The following is a 20,368-nucleotide window of genomic DNA, read 5'->3' as shown; positions in this document are numbered from 1 at the left end:
GATCGATCCTATCGACCGGCCCCCAGCAAGTGCAGTTCCTCGGCGACCTACTCGGGCGATTTGATTCCGTCGAACATCAGACTGCGGATCGCGGCGGCGACGGAATCGACGTCTTCCTTGTCGTGTCCGCGCAAGCTGCGGACGACCGCCGCGAGGATCATTCCGTTGATCGCCTGGGCTGTTCCCTCGATATCGAGGTTCTCGCGCAGGTAGCCGCGATCCACCCCGTGCTTCAGGTATCCGCCGGTGAGCTCGGCAGCGGTGTCGAGGAGACCGAACAGGCGCTGGGTGAGGTCGGCATCGATGCCTGTCGCCTCGAACAGCAGCAGACGGGGGATGCGCGGATCGTCCAGCAATATCGCGGTCAGGGCGTCGGATATCCGTTCGACCTGCCGGCGGTATTCGTCGAGCGAGTCTGCGGCGTCCGGTGCGTTGTCGGTGACGAGGGATCCCACGATTCGGGCGACGAGATCGTCGAGCACATGGTCGATGATGTCGCGCTTGTTCTCGAAGTAGCGGTAGAAGGTGCCGTGCCCGATACCCAGTCGCGTCGCGATGTCCGCGATACCGGTGCCGTGATACCCCTGCTCGGCGAAACAGGAGAAGGAGGCATCGATGATGTCGCGCCGTAGCTCGGCGCGTTTGCGTTCGGCACGAGAGAGGGTATCCGTCACGGACATGATGATACGGTTCTCAGAAACGGAATGATGTGTCATTCTCTGATAAGTCATTCCGAAGTCGGACCGAGGAGGTCTTCACGTGTCACCGCAGTACGACGCCGTGATAGTCGGCGCAGGATTCGGTGGCATGGGTGCCGCCATCGCCCTCGACCGCCTGGGGCTGAGCAACCTCGTGATCCTCGAGCGTGAGGACGACCTGGGCGGGACGTGGCACGTCAACCGCTACCCCGGTCTGGCGGTGGACATCGCATCGGTGACGTACTCGTACTCTTTCGAGCCGAATCCGCACTGGTCGCGTCTCTTCGCGCCCGGCGAAGAACTGTTCCGATACGCCCATCACGTCGCCGACAAATACGACCTGAAGCGCCGGATGCGTTTCGACACCGTCGTGGAAGGCGCGCGCTGGGACGAGAACGCGCACCATTGGGTGGTCGCGATCGAGAACTCCGACCCGATCACCGCTCGCTGTCTACTGACGGCAACGGGGTTTCTCTCGCAACCGCACCGCCCGGACATTCCCGGAATCGACTCCTTCGCAGGAGACGTCGTCCACACCACCGCGTGGGATGCGGAATTCGAACCGGAAGGGCGCCGAGTCGGCATCATCGGCACCGGAGCCACCGCGGTGCAGTTGGTACCGGAACTTGCCAAGCGCGCTGAAGAACTCACCGTCTACCAGCGGACACCGATCTGGGTGGTACCCAAACTGGACGTCCCCATTCCGGCCGCTGTCCAGCGCCTGTTCGCCCGACTTCCGTTCACCCAATGGATTGCGCGTGCCGTCAGCACCAGCATTCTCGAGGCGATCATGGTCAGCGCCGTGTTGCATTACCGGCAGGCGAAGTTCCTCAACAGAGCCGCTGCCCTCGCGGCCAGAGCCCATCTGCGGGCACAGGTTCGCTCACGCGCCGTACGCAGCAAACTGACGCCCGATTACGATTTCGGGTGCAAACGGCCCACGTTCTCCAACCACTACTTTCGGGTGTTCAACCGCCCGAACGTGCACCTCGAAACCAACTCGATCGATCACATCGAACCGGACGGCATCGTCACCACCGACGGCCACAAGACCCAGATCGACTCCCTCGTCCTCGCCACCGGATTCAATCTGTGGGACGTGAACTTTCCGGCGATCGAGATCGTGGGACGCGAAGGGCGAAACCTGGGAAAGTGGTGGCGTGACAACCGCTTCCAGGCCTACGAGGGTGTTGCCGTCCCACACTTCCCCAATTTCCTGACGCTCTCGAGTCCGTACTCGTACAGCGGCCTTTCGTACTTCACGACCATCGAGTCGCAGATGAAGCACATGACGAGACTCCTACGGGAGGCACGACGCCGCGGCAGCGACACCTTCGAGGTCACCGAACGAGCGAACGCCGAGTTCCTCGATCGGATGACCGACAACCTGGACGACTCGGTGTTCTACCGCGGCAGCTGTCAGACCTCGCGCAGCTACTACTTCAACCAGCACGGCGAAGCAGCGATCCTGCGCCCGACCTCCACGATCAACGCGTTCCGCGAAGCGGGCAGATTCGCCCTCGACGATTACGAGTTCACCCCCGCTGATACCGGGCCCGGCGATTCCTGGACGCGTAGCTAGAAGCTGGCAGATGATGGACGGATGGGTACGCGAAAGCCGCCCGAACGAGTAGTTGTCATCGGCGCCGGAATGGTCGGGCTGTCCACTGCCTGGTTCCTGCAATCGCGGGCAGTCCAGGTCACTGTCGTGGACCGCACCGGTGTCGCGGCGGACGCTTCGTGGGGAAATGCGGGGTGGGTCGCTCCCGCGCTGACCCTGCCGCTGCCCGAGCCGGCCGTGTTGAAGTACGGCATCAAGGCCATGCTCGATCCGGCTTCGCCCGTGTACGTCCCGTTCACGACCGATCACACGCTGATCCGATTCCTCCTCGGGTTCGCTCGCCACTGCACCTCCTCGGCATGGCGCGCCGCGATGTCGGTCTTCGCCGAGGTCAACCGTGAGTCCATCGGCGCCTATGACGAACTGGCGGACGGCGGCGTACGCGAACCGACCCGCACCGCCGATCGGTTCATCGCAGCCTTCACCTCGGATCGCGATCGCGAAGCCCTGATCGACGAATTCCGGAACTCGGCGGCAGCGGGGTCGAAGGTCGAATTCGACCGACTGGACGATGACGCCGTTCGCTCGCTCGAACCCGCTCTGGGCGATGGCGTGCACTCGGGTCTGCGACTGCACGGCCAGCGTTTCATCGACCCGCCTCTTTTCGTGGAATCGCTGGCACAGTCGGTACGCGATCGCGGGGGCGACATCATTGCGGGCTTCGACGTCACTGCCATCGACGACCGTGATCCGGGCGCCGTTCGCGTCGACTCGGCCGATGGTCGAGCCGTCACAGCGGACGCAGTCGTGGTCGCCAGTGGCGCGCACCTGAACCGGCTCGCGCGGCCGTTCGGGGTCAAAGTGCTGGTCCAGGCCGGTCGCGGGTACAGCTTCAGTGTCGTCCCGCAGTACCTGCCCGAAAGCCCCGTGTACCTACCCGCGCAGCGCGTGGCGTGCACGCCTCTGCACAACCGGCTGCGGGTGGCAGGGATGATGGAGTTCCGCAGCCCGGATGCTCCGCTCGACCCGCGTCGCATCGATGCGATCGTCGCCGCCACCGCGCCGATGCTGCGGGGTGTGGACTGGGAAGCGCGTGAGGAGGAGTGGGTCGGGTCGCGACCGTGCACCACGGACGGGCTGCCGATCGTCGGTGGCACGAAATCGCCTCGCATCCATGTGGCAGGTGGTCACGGTATGTGGGGCATCGCTCTCGGACCACTGACCGGTCGACTGCTCGCCGAAGCGATGACCGGCGAGGTCTCGGCTGTGATGCGGCACTTCGATCCACTGCGCTGATCTCCGACATCTTTACTGTGACACCCGGTCACATATACAGTCCCCTAGACTTCGTCCGACTCGCCGCCAAACCCAACCGGAGGAACACCGTGGCCCGCACTCTCGAAGCAACAATCGACATCGACGCCACGCCCAACGACGTGTGGGCGATCGTCTCCGACCTGAAGCGCATGGGCGAGTGGAGCCCGCAATGCCGGAAGATGAAGGTTCTCGGGGACACCGTGAGCGAGGGAACGAAGACGGTGAACCTCAACCGCAAGGGCATGCTCGTCTGGCCGACCACCTCCAAGGTCGTGCGTTACGTCCCGGAGAAGACCATCGCGTTCCGCATCGTGGAGAACCGCACGATCTGGTCGTACGAGATCGAGCCAACCGCTACGGGCAGCCGCGTCGTCGAACGCCGCGAAGCCCCCACCGGCATCTCCAAGGTTTCACAAGTCCTCGTCAAGGCAGTCCTCGGCGGAAACGAAGACTTCGAGAAGGACCTCGTGGAAGGCATGAACGCAACACTTCGCCGCATCAAGTCCGAGGCCGAGAAGGCCGGGTGACACTCGGCGGGGTTCCAGGGATGGGTGTCTGACACCGGGTAACGGGCGTCGCTCACGTAATCTGTGAAAGCCCGAAACGGGCACGTACGCCCCAACCGTGACAGTTAGAGGAGCCCGTGGCACGCAAGCCCACACCCCCAGGAACCCCGCAGACCACCGGTGTCGGGCACGTTGTCGACCTCGTTCGTGCTGCGATCCCGCCCCTGCATCCTGCCGGTATCCCCTTCGTTCTCGCGCCGCTGGGCGTCGCTGCCATCGGACGAAAGAGCAAGCTGATCCGGCGGACAGCTCTCGTCTCCGCCGCGGCCTGCGCCACGTTCTTCCGCCATCCGCACCGCGTTCCGCCGAACCGGCTGGGTGTGGCAGTCGCTCCGGCCGACGGTGAGGTCGCACTCGTCGACTCGGCCGTACCTCCCGCCGAGTTGAACATGGGCGACGCGCCCGTACCGCGGGTGAGCATCTTCCTGTCGGTGCTGGACGTGCACGTCCAGCGCAGCCCTGTCGGTGGCACAGTGCGGCAGGTCGAACACCGCGCCGGCCAGTTCCTGTCCGCCGACCTTCCCGACGCGAGCGAGAAGAACGAGCGCAACAGCATGTTGCTCGAGACCACCGACGGCCACGAGGTCGCGGTCGTCCAGATCGCCGGTCTGCTCGCCCGCCGCATCGTGTGCGACGCCAAAGCCGGCGACATGCTCCCCATCGGCGACACCTACGGTCTGATTCGATTCGGCTCGCGCGTGGACACCTACTTCCCCGCAGGCACGAAACTTCTGGTCGAGCGTGGTCAGCGCACCATCGGCGCCGAAACCGTGATCGCCCAGCTGCCGTGAGTCCGACAGTGAAACCGCGCAAGCAACGCCCACAAGCCGTGCGACTGCTGCCGAGCGTCATCACCATTCTGGCGCTGTGCAGTGGGCTGTCGGCGGTGAAGTTCGCGCTCGACGATGAGTACGGCCTGGCCCTCGGCATGATCGGGGCCGCTGCCGTCCTGGACTCGCTCGACGGCCGAATCGCCCGCATGTTGGACGCGACGAGCAAGATCGGCGCCGAACTCGACTCCCTCGCCGACGCCATCTCGTTCGGTGTCGCGCCGGCACTGGTGCTGTACGTTGCCCTCCTCGACGGCCAGAGCATCGGGTGGATCGTAGCCCTCGTCTATGCCGTCAGCATCGTTCTGCGACTTGCTCGCTTCAACACCCTGTTGGACGACGACGATGTGCCCGGTTACGCGCGTGAATACTTCGTCGGAGTTCCCGCGCCCGCAGGCGCACTGATCGCTCTCGTGCCGCTCGCAGCCACTGCGCAGTGGGGCGACGGATGGTGGCAGAATTACGTCCTCGTCGTCGCGTGGATGATCTTCTCCGCCGTTCTCATCGTCAGCCGAATCCCCACGTTGGCGATGAAATCCGTGTCGGTTCCGCCGCGAATGGCGGCTGGGCTGCTGGTATTGGTTGCGCTGGTCGCCGCCGCCCTGGTGACGTACCCGTACATCCTGTTGATCGTGCTCGTGGCCGTGTACCTTGTCCACATCCCGTTCGCGGTCCGCTCGCAGCGCTGGGTGGCCGCTCGCCCCGAAACATGGGACATCAAGCCGGCCGAGCGCCGAGCTATTCGTCGGCGACCGAACGCCGGCGGACAGGCGGGACGCCGTTCCGCCGCGCGCCTGGGTCTGAGGAGGCCGAGGCCCTGATCCGGCCCTCACTACTGACCGGTAACCACGGGAGCTGGCTTTTTGGGGGTTCCGTCGCGATGTGTACTAACGTCTCCGCACATTCGCCAAGGCCAGCACGCATCCCCGGTGTGCGGCCGGGAAGGTCCGATGTCGGTGCGCGAAGAGCAGGTTGCGACGACCCGTCGCGCCGGGCAGGCTCGCCCCTCGAGTGAGTCGGTCGGCGAACCCACGGCATCCGGCAAACGGAAGCGCAACTACGGCATCGACTTCATGCGGGTTTCGCTGTTCACCTGTGTCGTCATGGTGCACACGGTCGGCACGATCAATCTCGAGGACGTCGCCCGCCGGATGTCGCTGCTCTCGATGCTCATCCACTTCACGCGCTACGGGTTCGTGTTCGTCACCCTGTTCGTGCTGTGCCTGGCGTATTCGAAGCGCAGCCTGAGGCCGCTGACCTTCTGGCGTACCCGGTTCAGCACCATCGTGTTGCCGTATGTCGTGTGGTCGGCCGTGTACGTGGTGACGGACGCATGGATGCTCTCGCCCGACGACCTTCCCGGTATCGGTGAACTGGCCCGAAACGCGGGCTTGGGCATCCTGCGTGGCGATGCCAAGTATCAGATGTACTTCCTGCTCATCTCGATGCAGATCTACCTTTTCTTCCCACTGATCAGGATGTTGATTCGCAAGACCGCGGGGCATCACGGACTGTTGCTCGCCGGGGCATTCGTGATGCAGATGGGGGTGTGGTGCGCGATCACGTTCACGCATCCGCAAGGTGGCGTTCTGGCGGTCGTCCACGAACATGCCTGGAAGACCCTCCCCACCTACGCGTTCTTCGCTGCCGTCGGTGCCCTGTCGGCATACCACTTCGATCGCGTCGACAGCTGGTTCCGGTCGCACATCCCGCAGGTGCTCGCACTTTCGGTCATCGGCGCCTCTTTCAGCATCGGCGCTTACATGTATCTCACCGAACCGGGGAACGTACCGAAGGTCGCCGCCTCCGCGGTCAACCCGGCTTCGTTGCCGTGGTTCCTGGCAGCAGTCGCGGTTCTCTACCTGATCGCGGCGGCCTGGAACGATCATCGCGGCGACGGAACCGGCGTGATCGGCCGGATCGTCGACTTCGGCTCACACCGCGCCTTCGGCGTTTTCGCGGTGCACCCGCTCGTGATCGACCTTCTGCACAAGGCAGGCTTCGCCCGCTGGTTGTTCTCCGCTTTCCCCGAGTCCAGCACGACCCGGAGCCTCATCCTCGCACTGGCGGTGCTCGCCGTCTCCCTCGTGTTCGTCGAGGTGCTGTTGCGCAGCCCGATCGCGAAGGTGACCGTCGCCCGCTCACGGATGAGCCTCGGGTGGGCTCGCGGCAACCGCTCTGCGACCGCCGAGGTCTCGACGGATAAGTAGTCTCGGCGGCGTGACCACACCGGAACTGGCGCTCACCGTCCGTCTCAACACGTCGGCCTCCGACACCCGACGCGGTGTCACCCGCTTGCATCCAGAAGCTCTCGCGGCACTCGGACTGCGTGAATGGGACGCGATAGCCCTCGTCGGGGCCCGGCGCACCGCGGCGGTCGCGGGACTCGCACCTTCGGGGACACCGACCGGGACGATCCTGCTCGACGACGTCACCCTGTCCAATGCCGGTCTCACCGAGAACGCCACGATCGTCGCCACGCCCGTCACGGTGTACGGGGCACGATCGGTCACCCTCAGTGGTTCCACGATGGCCGTGCAGTCGATTTCCGAGACCACCCTTCGGCAGGCACTGCTGGGGAAGGTCGTGTCCGTCGGTGACACGGTGTCGCTGCTGCCGCGCGACCTCGGCCCCGGGACGAGTACGGCACCCGCATCGCAAGCTCTGTCGCGCACGTTCGGTGTCGCCTGGACCACCGAACTGCTCACCGTCACCGCGGTCGATCCCGGCGACGGCCCGGTGAGCATTCAGCCCAACTCAGCCGTCGGCTGGCGGGACGGACACGCGCACTCCGAACGGATCACCGGCACGGCGTCCGCTACCGAGGTCCGCCCGCAGGCCCACGTGACCGAAGAGGAGGCTGCCCCGGTCGTTCCGGTGGACGATCTGCTGGGGGCTCGCAGCCAGGCCGCGAAACTCACCGAGTGGCTCGGACTCGCACTCGACGAACCCGAACTGTTGTCCAAACTGGGGGCGTCCGCGCACCTGGGCGTCTTGGTGACCGGACCGGCAGGCGTCGGTAAAGCCACGTTCGCCCGATCCGTCCTCGCCGGACGCAACGTCGTCGAGATCGACGGACCCGGCGCCGGCGCGATAGAAGCCGACTCCCGGTTGAAACGCGTGACCGAAGCTGTCGAACGGGTTCGCAGTGGTGGGGTCCTCCTGATCACCGACGTCGATGCGTTGTTACCCGAGACCACCGAACCCGTGTCCGCGCTGATCGTCGAGCAGCTCCGCAAGGCCGTCGACACCACCGGGGTCGCGTTCGTCGCCACCAGCGCCCACCCAGAAGCCCTGGACACACGAGTACGGGGGCAGGATCTCTGCGATCGTGAGCTCGCCCTGCCCCTTCCGGACGGCGCCACCCGCAAGGCGCTCCTCGAACTGCTCCTGAAGAAGGTTCCGACCACCGACCTCACGCTCGAGGACATCGCCTCCAGAACCCCCGGGTTCGTCGTCGCCGACCTCGCTGCGCTGTGCCGCGAAGCTGCCCTCAGGGCTGCGTCGCGGGCAAGCAAGTCCAGCGCGGAGCCGAGCCTCGAACAAGCCGATCTCGTCGGCGCACTCGAAGTGATCCGGCCGCTCTCGCGCTCCGGCACCGAGGAACTCGCGATCGGCACCGTCACCCTCGACGATGTGGGTGACATGGCCGAAGTGAAGCAAGCGCTCACCGAGGCCGTGCTGTGGCCGTTGCAGCACCCCGATTCGTTCGCCCGGCTCGGGGTCGACCCTCCGCGGGGCGTCCTGCTGTACGGGCCTCCGGGGTGCGGCAAGACGTACCTCGTGCGGGCCCTGGCCAGCTCGGGTCACCTCAGCGTCCACGCCGTGAAGGGCGCGGAACTGATGGACAAGTGGGTGGGGGCGTCCGAGAAGGCGGTCCGTGAACTGTTTCAACGGGCCCGAGACTCCGCACCCTCGCTGATCTTCCTGGACGAGGTGGACGCGCTGGCGCCACGCCGCGGCCAGAGCTCCGATTCGGGGGTCGGCGACCGGGTCGTGGCGGCGTTGCTGACCGAACTCGACGGTGTGGAGCCCCTGCGCGACGTGGTCGTCCTCGGAGCCACCAACCGTCCCGACCTCATCGACCCTGCGCTGCTGCGTCCCGGACGACTCGAACGCCTCGTGTTCGTACCGCCACCGGACGCCGAGGCGCGCACCGAGGTGCTGCGCACGTCCGGAAAATCGGTACCTCTGGCCGACGACGTCGACCTGGTCGACCTCGGGGCAGAACTCGACGGATACTCGGCGGCCGACTGCTCGGCGCTGCTGCGCGAGGCCGCCCTCGCCGCCATGCGCCGCAGCATCGACGCCGCGGACGTGACCGCCGAGGACGTGGCCGCCGCACGCGAGAAGGTGCGCCCCTCCCTCGATCCCGAGCAGGTTGCGCACCTTCAGGCGTACGCGGACGGGCGTTGACGCCAGCGGCCGAGCAGTTCCTGTGCCTGCGCGGACAGGGCTGCCTGGAAGAACGGGCCGAAGCTGATGCGACCGACACCGAGCGGGCCGAACGCCGACAGATCGTCCTGGTCCGGTAACGCGATGGCGTTGACGGGGAGCGGCAGCTCGGATGTCAGACGTTTCATCGTGTCGTCGTCGTGGCGACCGACCGGGTACAGCACGTCCGCTCCGGCGTCGGCAGCCAGCTTCAGCCGGGCTATGGCACGGTCCACTCGGTCCGAGTCCTCCCCCACCTGCTTGACGAACAGATCGGTGCGAGCGTTGACGACCACGTGCACGCCGGCGGCGTCCGCAGCACTGCGCAGGCCGCCGACGAAGTCGGCGTGCTCCTGGGCTTCACGCAGGCGCCCGCTCTCGCTGTGCACGGTGTCCTCGATGTTCAGTCCCACGGCTCCCGCACCCACCAGCCCTTCGACGAGGCGAGCCGGCTCGAGTCCGTAGCCACTCTCGATGTCCACCGACACAGGCAGGTCGACGGCAGCGGTGATCTGCGAAACCCGATGCAGCAGCTCGTCGAACGTGATGCCCTCGTTGTCCGGCTTACCGATCGAATCGGACACCGGGTGACTGCCCACGGTGAGCCCCTCGAATCCGACACCGGCCGCGAGAGTTGCCGACCATCCGTCCCACACGGTCGGCAACACCACCGGATTTCCCGGCTGGTGCAATGCGAGTAGTGCGGTTGCCTTCTGCTCGATCTCGGTCATTCGCAATCTCCTGGCGTCGGTGAGGTCAACTAGCCTCGGTGGTGTGAACGCATTCGGCACCGACCATTCCTTCGGCACCGACCATTGTCGACCCCTTCGGATCCGGCGCACAGCCCATCTCGATTCCGAGGCTGTCGCCTGATGCGCTCCGACGTGCGAACTGCACTGCCCACGGCGCGTGAGGCGTTGGCGGCGGGCGCAGCCCTCACCGCGGGGGCGCTGGCCGCCTTCGTGTTGACCAATCCCCGTAGCAGATCGTGGGCGGTCTACGCATCCGACCGTGAACTCGACCGGTGGTTGTCGAGCCAACCGACCGGCGTCGTCGTCGGCGTCGTGTTGGCCGTGATTGCGGTTGCAGGCCTGCAGCGTTCGGGTTCACGGCGAACGGCTTGGGTGCTGTCCGCCCTGTGCGTGATCGTGCTCGCCGCAGCTCACTGGACGGTCCCCGACGTCGGTGACATCGACACCCTCATCGCGTTGCACTTCGGGAAGACCGCGGCCGCGGGCGTACTGCTCGGCTCGAGTGTGGCCGGTTCCTGGGGCGCGCGAATCCCCCAGGTCGCGGTGGTCCTCGGGGTGTCCGCCACCTATGTCCTCGCCGGCGTCCAACCCCCAGCCCGCGGCGACTCGGAGTATCTGGAACCGGCGTCACTCAGCACATCCGCGATCGGCGAGCCCTCGTGGATCCTGCTGGGAGCAGCATTCGCCCTCACCCTCGCCGCTGCAGTGGTCGCGAGTAAGCAATTCCGGGTGCAACGACTCGACCACCCCACCCTGCTGGTGGCTCTCGGCGGCGCGTTGACACTCGCTGTCGCGAACCGGCTCCTCGGCGCCTGGATCGAAGACCAGGAGTTCGGCAGTCAGTTCCGGGTCTGGACGGTGGTCGTGGTGTCGCTGGCCGTCGTGCTCGCACTCACCGTGACCGTCGCGCGGATGCTGCCCGGCCTCGACGGCAGGTTCGTCCTCGCCACCACGGCGGTCGCCGCCGGCGCTATCACCGTGATCAACGACCTCCGGGCACCGTCCGTCTCGGTGCACCCGTGGCTCGCATTGGTGGTCGGAGTGGTCGCCGTCGCGTGCGGAATGGGCCTGCCCGCCCGGTCCGAGCGTTTGCGAATCCGACAGAGCGTTCTGGGCATCACCGTGGTGGCGGTCGTGCCACTCGTCTCCGTCGTCGCTCCGGAATTCGGCAGCAACGGTGCACTGTTGGTCGTTCGGCTCGCCGTACTGGGTATCGGCGTGGGCCTTGCAGTCGGCGGTTCGATCCCGGGCGCGGTTTCTGTCGCCGCACTGGCGCTGGCTCTGCCCTTCGGATCGCTCGTGTTCGCGGCCGCCACCACCATTCCACTCAGCCGGGTCGTATCGCTCGAAGACCTCGGCTCGGCAGGATCGAATCTGCCCCACCGCCTCGCGGGTGCCGCAATGTTCGCCACCGTGCTCGCGTGCGGGGCCGCGCTCGCACGACATCGATCGGCGGTCAGAGCAACTTCAGAAGTGCCACGCCACGAGGACTCAGGCGATAACCCACCTCCAGAGACTCCGTGAGTCCCAGTTCCTTGAGCTTGCGAACTCGCTGCTTGAACGGCGCACGATTCGCGCCGAGCGTCCGTGCGAGTTCGGTGGAAACCACACCCGGGTTGTCGCCGATGAGCCTGAGCGTCGGCTCCGTCCAGGCACCGCGCGCATCCATCCTGGCAAATCTGCGTCGCAGGTCGTCCACGTCGTCGGGTGTCAGATCGTCGGCCTCGCGCAGGGCCACCCGCGGATCGGCTCCCTCGTAGCGCAGCGCTATCCGGTACAGCGACGGACCGTGGGCGGTGCGATCGACGACGCCGTACAGTTCCTCGGCCGAGGAGAACCCCGCATCCTTGGCGTCGGCCTCGGTGATGGCGGTGACTTCCTCGACGGAATCGAACGCGATGACCCCGACGCGAGTTCTTTGCGTCGACCCCGCCTTCACTCGCGGAGTACTCCACCGCCGGAACGCTAGGGTGACGGCACCGGATTTGATCCCGTCGAGAGTGCCGGCGGAGAAGATCACGATCAGTCCACCAGTCCGAGCGAGTGAAGCCTCCGGAAGACCATCATCGATCCGGGTGCGACGTCCGGCATTCGGGAGTATTCCCCGACCGTGAAATACCGAAGTTCCGCGATTTCGCTCGTCGGCCGTGGCTCCGTGACGAGATCGGCCGTGAAGCAAGTCATGTGCAATCCGGTGCCTGTGGGATGTCCGTAGGCCGGCGCCTCGAAGACGCCGAGCTCCGCGACGCTGTCCGGAACGATCCGAGAGTCCAGCTCCTCGCGAATCTCCCGGTGCAAGGCCTCCTCCGGAGTTTCGCCGGGATCGATCTTGCCGCCCGCCATGTAGAAGGCCGACTTTCCGGCCGACCGCGCCTGGAGCAGTCGTCTGTCGCGGATGTACGCCAACGCGGCCGTGCGGATCTCGGTGCTCACGCACTTCAACATAAAGCGTCACGCAGGGTGATGACGAGGTATCGCCGTGCACACGCGGGAAACAACAGCCCATCTATCACAGTCCGGTCTCGTTCGCCCGAATTGCCGCGATTCACGGTAGCGAATAGTTACCCAGTACTATGGGTTCGTAGCCCAGGTCGCTAGCTGCGCGAACGGTCTACGTACGTTTCGGCTCGTACCGTGCCGACACCCCGCCCACCGACGGAGTGCCTTTTGCTCGCGATCTTGATTGCCCATGCCGTTGCAGCAGTTTCGGCTCCGCTGTTCGTGCGCAATTTCGGTCGCAACGCGTTCTACCCGTTGGCACTCGTTCCACTCGTGAGCCTCGGCTGGGTCATCGCACACTGGGGTCAGGAAGTCCGGCTCCACATCACCTGGGCGCCCGGCATGTCGATGGACATCGATCTGTGGTTCGACTCACTGGCCGCCATCATGTCGGTACTCGTACTCGGCATCGGTTCGCTCATCCTGATCTACTGCGGCCGGTACTTCACCGACGAAGAACCCCGCCTCGGCATCTTCGCCGCCGAGATGGTCGCGTTCGCCGGAGCCATGTTCGGACTGGTCGTCAGCGACAACCTCCTGATTCTCTACACGTTCTGGGAACTGACCACCGTGCTGTCGTTCCTGCTCGTGGGCCATTACGCCGAGCGCGCATCGAGTCGACGTGCCGCCACCCAGGCGCTCCTCGTCACGACGGCGGGCGGGCTCGCCATGCTCGTCGGCATCATCATTCTGGGCCAGGTCGGCGGTAGCTACCAGCTGTCCGAGTTGATCGACGCACCGCCGAGCGGCTGGCTGGTCGGTGTCGCGATCGTCCTGATTCTCGTCGGCGCACTGTCGAAGTCGGCGATCGTGCCCCTGCACTTCTGGCTGCCCGGCGCGATGGCCGCTCCCACCCCGGTGAGCGCGTACCTGCATGCCGCGGCGATGGTGAAGGCCGGTGTGTATCTGGTGGCCCGCCTCGCCCCCGGCTACGCGGATCAGACCACGTGGCGATTCACGATCATCGTGCTCGGACTCGTCACGATGGTCCTGTCGGGTTGGCGTGCGATGCGCGCATTCGACCTCAAGCTCGTCCTCGCCTTCGGCACCGTGAGCCAGCTCGGTTTCATCATGGTGCTCGTCGGAATCGGCACCCGTGACGCTGCACTCGCCGGCATGGCGATGGTCGTCGCCCACGCCATGTTCAAGGCGACGTTGTTCATGGTGGTCGGCGTAATCGACAAGACCACGGGCACACGTGATATCCGTAAACTCGCCCACCTGCGTCACAAGGCTCCGCTACTGGCAATCGTCGCGGCGATGGCCGCAGCCAGCATGGCGGGTATTCCGCCCTTCCTCGGCTTCGTCGGCAAAGAAGCCGCACTCGAATCGATCCTGCACGCACAGCCACTCGACACCTGGGCTTCTGTCACCACCGTCGCTGTCGTCGTGATCGGCTCGATCCTCACGCTCGCGTACAGCGTCCGATTCATGTGGGGCGCTTTCGGACGCAAGCAGCTCCAGCGGCCCAGTCCCGCAGTGGAGAAGATGAAGACTCCGAGTTCGCTGTTCCTCGCCGCACCCACCTTCCTGGCAGCGCTCGGGCTCCTCGCGGGCCTCGCTGCACCCCAGTTCGAGAAGCTCCTCACCCCGTACTCGACAACCCTGCCTGCCGGCGAGGGCACGGACTACCACCTCGGACTCTGGCACGGCATCAACACTCCGCTGATCCTCACGCTCGTCGTGTTCGCGGCCGGTACCGGACTCTTCGTGGCGCAACGCACCGTTGCCCGCCTGAAGTTCGAGCACCCTCCCCTCGGCAACGCCGATCGCATGTACGACGCCACGCTACGAACGATGGACACCGTGTCCATGCGCCTGACCGGTGCCACCCAGCGTGGTTCGCTGCCGCTGACGTTGACCACGATTCTCGTGACGCTCGTGGTCGTTCCGCTCACGTTGCTCGTGGTCGGCACGAACACCCATGCCGACCTACGCATCTGGGACTCCTCACTGCAGATGACCATCGGCGGGATCATGGTGTGCACGGCTGTGGCCGCCACGGTGATGCGCAACAGACTGGCCGCTGTGCTTCTCGTCGGACTCACCGGCTACGGGTGCGGCGTCCTGTTCGCACTGCACGGCGCACCCGACCTCGCACTCACGCAATTCCTGGTCGAGACACTGACCCTCGTCGTGTTCGTTCTGGTGCTGCGGAAGCTCCCTGCGGAGGTCGACGAGTCGAAGGCCATCGGATTCAAGTTCCCGCGCGCACTCCTCGCCATCGCCGTCGGCGTGACCATCACGACGATCGCCGCCTACGCGATCAACGCCCGCAACTCGGTTCCCATCCATCTACGGCTTCCCGACGCGGCGTACTACCTGGGCAACGGCAAGAACGTCGTCAACGTTCTGCTCGTCGACATCCGCGCCTGGGACACCATGGGCGAGATCTCGGTGCTGCTCGTCGCCGCGACCGGCGTTGCCAGCCTGGTTTTCCGGAACCGACGGTTCGGCACGGCGCCCCGCGTCTCGGATGCCCCGTCGACGACCTCCGAGGGATCGAGTTCGGACACCACCACCTGGTTGCTCGGCGGTGACCTGATCGATCCTCAGCATCGCTCGCTGGTTCTCGAGGTGACCACCCGGTTCCTGTTCCCGGTGATCATGGTGCTGTCCGTGTACTTCTTCTTCTCCGGTCACAATGCACCCGGCGGCGGCTTCGCAGGCGGTCTCACCGCCGGACTGGCGCTGGTGCTGCGCTACCTGGCAGGCGGACGGTACGAACTCGGCGAGACGGTTCCGATCGATGCAGGCAAGATCCTCGGCCTCGGCCTCACCCTCGCGGCGGGTACCGCCCTGTTCTCGCTGTTCCTCGGTGCACCCGCACTGTCCTCGGCGGTGTTCGAGGTGACGTTGCCGCTGCTCGGTGACATCAAACTGGTCACCTCGCTGTTCTTCGATCTCGGTGTCTATCTGATCGTCGTCGGCCTGGTACTCGACGTACTCCGCAGTCTGGGCGCCAGACTCGACGCACAAATCGAGGTGGAGCAGCGATGAGCGCGAACATCGGAATTCTGATCGTGGTCGGCGTGCTGATCTCGGCCGGCGTCTACCTGCTCATCGAGCGCAGCATCACCCGAATGTTGCTCGGACTGCTGCTGTTCGGCAACGGCGTCAACATCCTGATCCTGACGTCGGGCGGACAGGACGGTAATCCCCCGATCGTCGGCAGAGAATCGGTCCACGAATCGATGGCGGACCCGCTGGCCCAGGCGATGATCCTGACCGCCATCGTCATCACGATGGGTATCGCCAGCTTCGTACTGGCCCTCGCCTACCGCTCCTTCAAGATCACCACCGCGGACGTCGTCCAGAACGACCCCGAGGACGTGAAGGTCCTGCGTCGCCGTTCGGCGGCGGAGGCGCCCGACCGTGACCGCTCCGACGACCCCGTCACCGGTGAGCCGAGCTTCAGCGGCGACGCCTTCGACAAGGACGGAAACCCGATCCCCATCGACGAGCTCGAGAACCTCGAAGACCTCGAAAGCTACGAAGACCTTCACGAAGGCGACTTCGACGACGATGACGACGACTCCACCGACCGGAAGGGGGACAAGTGACACTGACCAGTGGACTCATCACAGCACTGGCTCCCCTACCGGTCCTGGTGCCGATGCTCGCCGCTGCCGCAACGCTGATTCTCGGCCGTCAGCCCCGGATTCAGCGTTTCATCACCCTGACCGCATTGATCGTCGTGGTGGCGGTGTCGGGCATGCTCCTCCTGCTCGCCGACCGCTACGGCGCCACGGCCATCCAGGTGGGCGGCTGGGACTCACCGATCGGCATCACCCTGGTCGTCGACCGACTGTCCGCGATCATGCTGGTGGTCTCGTCGATCGTGCTGCTGGCGGTCATGGCGTACGCCGTCGGTCAGGGTATTCACGACGGGAGCGAGGCTCAGCCCGTCTCGATCTTCCTGCCCACGTACCTGGCACTGACCGCCGGCATCTCCAACGCCTTCCTGGCAGGTGACCTCTTCAACCTGTACGTCGGGTTCGAGGTCCTCCTCGCAGCGAGCTTCGTGCTTCTCACCCTGGGCGCCAGCGCCGACCGCGTGCGCGCCGGCGTGTCGTACGTGATGGTGTCGATGGTCTCCTCGCTCATCTTCCTGGCCGGAATCGCGTTCGCGTACGCCTCGACGGGAACACTGAATCTCGCCGACATGGCACTGCGACTCGACTCGATTCCGTCGGGTACCCGCACCGCGATCTTCGGGGTGCTTCTCGTCGCCTTCGGAATCAAGGCCGCGGTGTTCCCGCTCTCGACGTGGCTGCCCGACTCGTATCCCACCGCGCCTGCACCGGTCACGGCCGTGTTCGCCGGTTTGCTCACCAAGGTGGGTATCTACGCGATCATCCGTGCCCACACCCTCCTCTTCCCGGAGGGCGAGCTCGACACCGTCCTCATGGTGTGCGGTCTGCTGACGATGGTGATGGGTATCTTCGGTGCGATCGCACAGACCGACATAAAACGACTGCTGTCGTTCACCCTGGTGAGCCACATCGGGTACATGGTGTTCGGTGTCGCACTGTCGACGCAGGCAGGCCTGGCGGGAGCGATCTACTACGTCGCCCACCACATCCTCGTGCAGACCACACTGTTCCTCGTCGTGGGCCTCATCGAGCGGCAGGCAGGATCCGCCTCGCTGCGACGCCTGGGTGGTCTCGCAGCTGCCAGCCCCGTGCTGGCGATCGTGTTCCTCGTGCCCGCCCTCAACCTCGGCGGTATCCCACCCTTCTCCGGATTCATCGGCAAGGTCGCACTCGTGCAGGCCGGTGTCTCGGAAGCCAGCGTCCTCGCCTGGGTTCTCGTGGCGGGTGGAATCGTCACCAGCCTGCTGACGCTGTACGCCGTCGCCCGCGTCTGGACCAAGGCCTTCTGGCGAGCACGCGCGGACGCCCCCGAAGGCGACCTCGCGGACGTCGGCCCCTCCGCCCTGCTCGACGAATCGGAGGAGGACATCGCCTTCGTCGACCGCGAGGACGTGGGCAAGGTACCGACGCTCATGTTGGTGCCCACGGTCGCCCTGGTGCTCGTGGGATTGGCTCTGACCGTGTTCGCCGGGCCGTTCATCGACATCAGCGATCGCGCGTCCCAGGATCTACGTGATCGGTCGAACTACATCGAAGCGGTTCTCGGTGAGAACGCCGTGCCCGGTGGACAGGCGGAGGCCCCACGATGAATCGCGGACTACTTCGCAAGCTCGGCATCCTGCTGTGGCTGACCACCGTGTGGGTTCTCCTGTGGGGGAACGTGAGCATCGCCAACATCCTCGGCGGCATGGCCGTGGCCACGCTGATAATGGTGCTGTTGCCCCTTCCCCGGGTTCCCGTCGAGGGGCGAATCCATCTGTGGTCGCTACTGAAACTGATCTGTCTGGCTGTCTGGTACGCGGCCCAGTCCAGCATTCAGGTGGCCTGGTTGGCGATTCGCCCGAGCGCTCCCCCGGTCACCGGGGTTCTGCGCTATCACTTGAACTTCAAGTCGGATCTGGTTCTCACGCTGTGTGTCGACGTCATCAATCTGATCCCGGGCACGATGGTTCTCGAGATCGACCAGCCACGCCGCATCGCCTACATACACGTCCTCGATGTCGGTTCGGAGAAGGCCGTCAACCAGTTCTACAGCACGATCTCGCAGCTCGAACGCCTCTTCGTCGCCTCGTTCGAGCGTGACAGCGACTGGCAGCCGAGTCCCTGGCACGCGCAGGACGAACCCGACGAGGGTGCCCCACTGCCGGAGGAGGAAAAGTGATCTCGATCGTCGCGGTGGTGGCCGGGGTGGCCCTAGCCATCGCCTCCCTTCTGACCACGTTCCGCCTTCTCGACGGCCCAGGGTCGTTGGATCGCCTGGTCGCGCTGGACACTCTGATCGCGGTCGCGATGTGTGGTCTGGCCGTATGGGCCGCCTACAGCGGCGACACCACGATCGTTCCGTCCATCGTGGCGCTGTCGCTGGTGAGCTTCATCGGCTCGATTGCCGTCGCACGATTCCGGGTGCGTGACTGATGAAAACCGCACTCGACACCGTCGGCGCAGTTCTCATGCTGGCCGGATCGTTCTTCGCTCTCACCGCCGCAGTGGGCATCGTCCGGTTCCCGGACACCTTGCGACGTATGCACGCGGCCACCAAACCACAGGTGATCGGACTGTTGCTCGTCCTGATCGGCGCCGTGGTGATTCTGCGGGGCAACGTCGACATCTGGATGTTGATTCTCGCCTGCATCTTCACCCTGTTCACCGCGTCGGTCATCGCGCACCGGGTCGGTCGCGTGGTCTACCGGGAGCAGCGCAGCCAGGACGGCCTCGACATGATCAACGACTGGGAGAACCCAGAGCGTCGTCCATGACAGGTGCGGCCGGCAGGGCGCTGCGACCGCCCCACGAGCCCAGGAGCGTGCCCTGCCTGGCGAAGAACGTCGCGTAGAACGCCAGGCTCATCGCTAGGAGCGCGCCGAGAACCAACGGTCCGGCCACACCCGGGGCGGTCGCCATCGGGACCGCCAGGTAGCGGTAGCTCAGCAGCAGTGCCACGACGGTGAGCGCACCGCCTGCCACCAGTCGGATCCGGAACCATCCCCACCCGCGTTCGGGATCACGCAACGCCGATTCGAGGGTGAGGGTGAGGACCGCTCCCACTACGAGGTCGACCCCGTAGTGGTAGCCGAATCCCAACGTGGCGATGAGCGTGCAGACCAGCCAGAACGTGCCGCCTGCTCGCACCGCCCAGTGACCGTGCCGGGAGTGGATGAACAGGGCCAGCGCCCAGGCAGTGTGCAGGCTCGGCATGCAGTTGCGCGGCGTCACCTGGTCGAACGGGATCGGGTGCGGGGACAGGTCCGGAGTGGGCACGAGGTTCGGCCAGTAGTCGCTGACCTGGAATCCCTGACCGTCCGGGCCGAACGCGAAGATCGGGCCGACCACGGGGAACAACACGTAGAACAGCGGCCCCACCAGGCCGATCAGCAGGAAGGTCCGCACCAGGTGATGTGATGGCCAGCCGTTGCGCAGCTGATAGAACGCAACGGCGATGGCTGCGACCGGAAGTTCGATGTACACCCAGTGCAGGACCCCGTACCCGATCGGGCCGATCGCATCCACGAACTGGCCGAGGTACCACGACGGACTGCCGAGTGCGTGATCCGCCAGCTGTACGTACTCGTCGAGCACCATCGGGCCGACCATGATCGTGACGCTGAGCCAGGCGTCACCGAACTTGGTGGCGATGATCAGCAGGGCACCGAGCCCGACACCCTTCAGTGCATTCCGTCGGCTCTCGCCCGTCAGTTTCCACAGCGCGTACACACCGACCGCGGTGAGGACCCAGGTGGCGCCGTTGCCGACGGTCAGTGGTCCGCCGGCCAGGTACCGGACCGCCGCGACCGCGACGTCGATTCCGGCGGCGGCAGAGAGTGCAATCGCCCGGTGGCGAACGGTGAGGCCAACCATCGCGAGCGCGAGGCCAGCCCACGACACCGATGCCGACTTGGGCGTGCCGATGTAGTCGCGGGCCAGGCTTTCGATCGGACCCTGGAATCCGCGCATCGCCGCAAGCGCTTGCACCGCAATCAACACGAGCAGCACGCCGCCGAGGCCTGCGAGCAGGACCGTCCGTCCCGTGCGTCCCCCACTCGGCCGCGACTCGGCCGCCCTGTCCATCAGCACCGATGAATAGTAAACGCCAGGTGAACGAGTTATGGACCAGGCCC

The 20,368-nt window shown here is 65.6% G+C and carries 19 protein-coding genes; 14 read left to right on the top strand and 5 right to left on the bottom strand.

What is annotated here, in order from left to right; genetic code table 11:
• Positions 1–47: 47 nt before the first annotated feature.
• Positions 48–683, bottom strand: coding sequence for a TetR/AcrR family transcriptional regulator (locus ACFWO3_RS14290; protein ID WP_378578818.1), 636 nt, complete (start codon positions 681–683; stop codon positions 48–50).
• A gap of 76 nt (positions 684–759) precedes the next feature.
• Between ACFWO3_RS14290 and ACFWO3_RS14285 the strand changes: the two genes are divergently transcribed.
• The 7 genes from ACFWO3_RS14285 (at position 760) to ACFWO3_RS14255 (ending at position 9,388) form a co-directional block, all read left to right on the top strand.
• Complete coding sequence (locus tag ACFWO3_RS14285) at positions 760–2,280, top strand: flavin-containing monooxygenase (protein ID WP_378578494.1); 1,521 nt, start codon at positions 760–762, stop codon at positions 2,278–2,280.
• 21 nt (positions 2,281–2,301) lie between these two features.
• Positions 2,302–3,555: an NAD(P)/FAD-dependent oxidoreductase gene (locus tag ACFWO3_RS14280; protein WP_378578490.1), complete on the top strand. Its 1,254-nt coding sequence runs from the start codon at positions 2,302–2,304 to the stop codon at positions 3,553–3,555.
• Between the two features lie 89 nt (positions 3,556–3,644).
• Positions 3,645–4,103, top strand: coding sequence for an SRPBCC family protein (locus ACFWO3_RS14275; protein WP_378578487.1), 459 nt, complete (start codon positions 3,645–3,647; stop codon positions 4,101–4,103).
• Between the two features lie 116 nt (positions 4,104–4,219).
• A complete protein-coding gene (locus ACFWO3_RS14270) occupies positions 4,220–4,933 on the top strand; it encodes a phosphatidylserine decarboxylase (RefSeq protein ID WP_378578484.1) in 714 nt (237 codons plus the stop codon).
• Positions 4,930–5,793, top strand: coding sequence for a CDP-diacylglycerol--serine O-phosphatidyltransferase (gene pssA, locus ACFWO3_RS14265; protein ID WP_378578481.1), 864 nt, complete (start codon positions 4,930–4,932; stop codon positions 5,791–5,793). The genes ACFWO3_RS14270 and pssA overlap by 4 nt, the downstream gene beginning before the upstream one ends.
• Before the next feature lie 129 nt (positions 5,794–5,922).
• A complete protein-coding gene (locus tag ACFWO3_RS14260) occupies positions 5,923–7,182 on the top strand; it encodes an acyltransferase (protein ID WP_378578477.1) in 1,260 nt (419 codons plus the stop codon).
• Between the two features lie 10 nt (positions 7,183–7,192).
• Positions 7,193–9,388, top strand: a complete 2,196-nt coding sequence (locus ACFWO3_RS14255; RefSeq protein WP_378578474.1) for an AAA family ATPase — start codon at positions 7,193–7,195, stop codon at positions 9,386–9,388.
• Here the strand turns inward: ACFWO3_RS14255 and ACFWO3_RS14250 are convergent.
• Positions 9,364–10,137, bottom strand: coding sequence for an isocitrate lyase/phosphoenolpyruvate mutase family protein (locus tag ACFWO3_RS14250; RefSeq protein ID WP_378578470.1), 774 nt, complete (start codon positions 10,135–10,137; stop codon positions 9,364–9,366). The two genes, ACFWO3_RS14255 and ACFWO3_RS14250, sit on opposite strands and share 25 nt — an antisense overlap.
• Before the next feature lie 141 nt (positions 10,138–10,278).
• On the opposite strand from ACFWO3_RS14250, the gene ACFWO3_RS14245 reads away from it, so the two are divergent.
• Positions 10,279–11,682, top strand: coding sequence for a hypothetical protein (locus ACFWO3_RS14245; protein ID WP_378578467.1), 1,404 nt, complete (start codon positions 10,279–10,281; stop codon positions 11,680–11,682).
• Here ACFWO3_RS14245 and ACFWO3_RS14240 read toward each other — a convergent pair.
• Together ACFWO3_RS14240 and ACFWO3_RS14235 are read right to left on the bottom strand one after the other, a co-directional pair.
• Positions 11,615–12,178: a winged helix-turn-helix transcriptional regulator gene (locus ACFWO3_RS14240; RefSeq protein ID WP_378578463.1), complete on the bottom strand. Its 564-nt coding sequence runs from the start codon at positions 12,176–12,178 to the stop codon at positions 11,615–11,617. The two genes, ACFWO3_RS14245 and ACFWO3_RS14240, sit on opposite strands and share 68 nt — an antisense overlap.
• 2 nt (positions 12,179–12,180) lie before the next feature.
• Positions 12,181–12,603 carry an NUDIX domain-containing protein gene (locus ACFWO3_RS14235; protein WP_378578460.1) on the bottom strand — a complete coding sequence of 141 codons (423 nt, stop codon included), beginning with the start codon at positions 12,601–12,603 and terminating at the stop codon, positions 12,181–12,183.
• A gap of 222 nt (positions 12,604–12,825) precedes the next feature.
• On the opposite strand from ACFWO3_RS14235, the gene ACFWO3_RS14230 reads away from it, so the two are divergent.
• Genes ACFWO3_RS14230 through mnhG form a run of 6 tightly spaced genes read left to right on the top strand, consistent with a single transcriptional unit; the run spans position 12,826 to position 19,009 of the window.
• Complete coding sequence (locus tag ACFWO3_RS14230) at positions 12,826–15,657, top strand: Na+/H+ antiporter subunit A (protein WP_378578457.1); 2,832 nt, start codon at positions 12,826–12,828, stop codon at positions 15,655–15,657.
• Positions 15,654–16,220, top strand: a complete 567-nt coding sequence (locus ACFWO3_RS14225; RefSeq protein ID WP_378578453.1) for a Na(+)/H(+) antiporter subunit C — start codon at positions 15,654–15,656, stop codon at positions 16,218–16,220. The genes ACFWO3_RS14230 and ACFWO3_RS14225 overlap by 4 nt, the downstream gene beginning before the upstream one ends.
• Complete coding sequence (locus ACFWO3_RS14220; RefSeq protein ID WP_378578451.1) at positions 16,217–17,842, top strand: Na+/H+ antiporter subunit D; 1,626 nt, start codon at positions 16,217–16,219, stop codon at positions 17,840–17,842. Before ACFWO3_RS14225 ends, ACFWO3_RS14220 begins: the two co-directional genes overlap by 4 nt.
• Positions 17,839–18,414 (top strand): Na+/H+ antiporter subunit E, encoded by a 576-nt coding sequence (locus ACFWO3_RS14215; protein ID WP_378578448.1) that lies wholly within the window; start codon positions 17,839–17,841, stop codon positions 18,412–18,414. The genes ACFWO3_RS14220 and ACFWO3_RS14215 overlap by 4 nt, the downstream gene beginning before the upstream one ends.
• Positions 18,414–18,668: a monovalent cation/H+ antiporter complex subunit F gene (locus tag ACFWO3_RS14210; RefSeq protein ID WP_378578814.1), complete on the top strand. Its 255-nt coding sequence runs from the start codon at positions 18,414–18,416 to the stop codon at positions 18,666–18,668. The genes ACFWO3_RS14215 and ACFWO3_RS14210 overlap by 1 nt, the downstream gene beginning before the upstream one ends.
• Entirely contained in the window at positions 18,668–19,009 is a 342-nt protein-coding gene (gene mnhG / locus ACFWO3_RS14205; RefSeq protein WP_378578444.1) for a monovalent cation/H(+) antiporter subunit G, read from the top strand. The genes ACFWO3_RS14210 and mnhG overlap by 1 nt, the downstream gene beginning before the upstream one ends.
• On the opposite strand, the gene ACFWO3_RS14200 is transcribed toward mnhG, so the two are convergent.
• Complete coding sequence (locus ACFWO3_RS14200; protein ID WP_378578440.1) at positions 18,975–20,324, bottom strand: DUF5933 domain-containing protein; 1,350 nt, start codon at positions 20,322–20,324, stop codon at positions 18,975–18,977. The genes mnhG and ACFWO3_RS14200 overlap by 35 nt on opposite strands.
• Positions 20,325–20,368 lie beyond the last annotated feature (44 nt).

The organism is Rhodococcus sp. NPDC058521, from assembly GCF_042719695.1.
GTDB lineage: Bacteria > Actinomycetota > Actinomycetes > Mycobacteriales > Mycobacteriaceae > Rhodococcus_F.
Note: the sequence above shows the minus strand (reverse complement) of the source record. Positions and strands in the feature narration are given on the sequence as shown.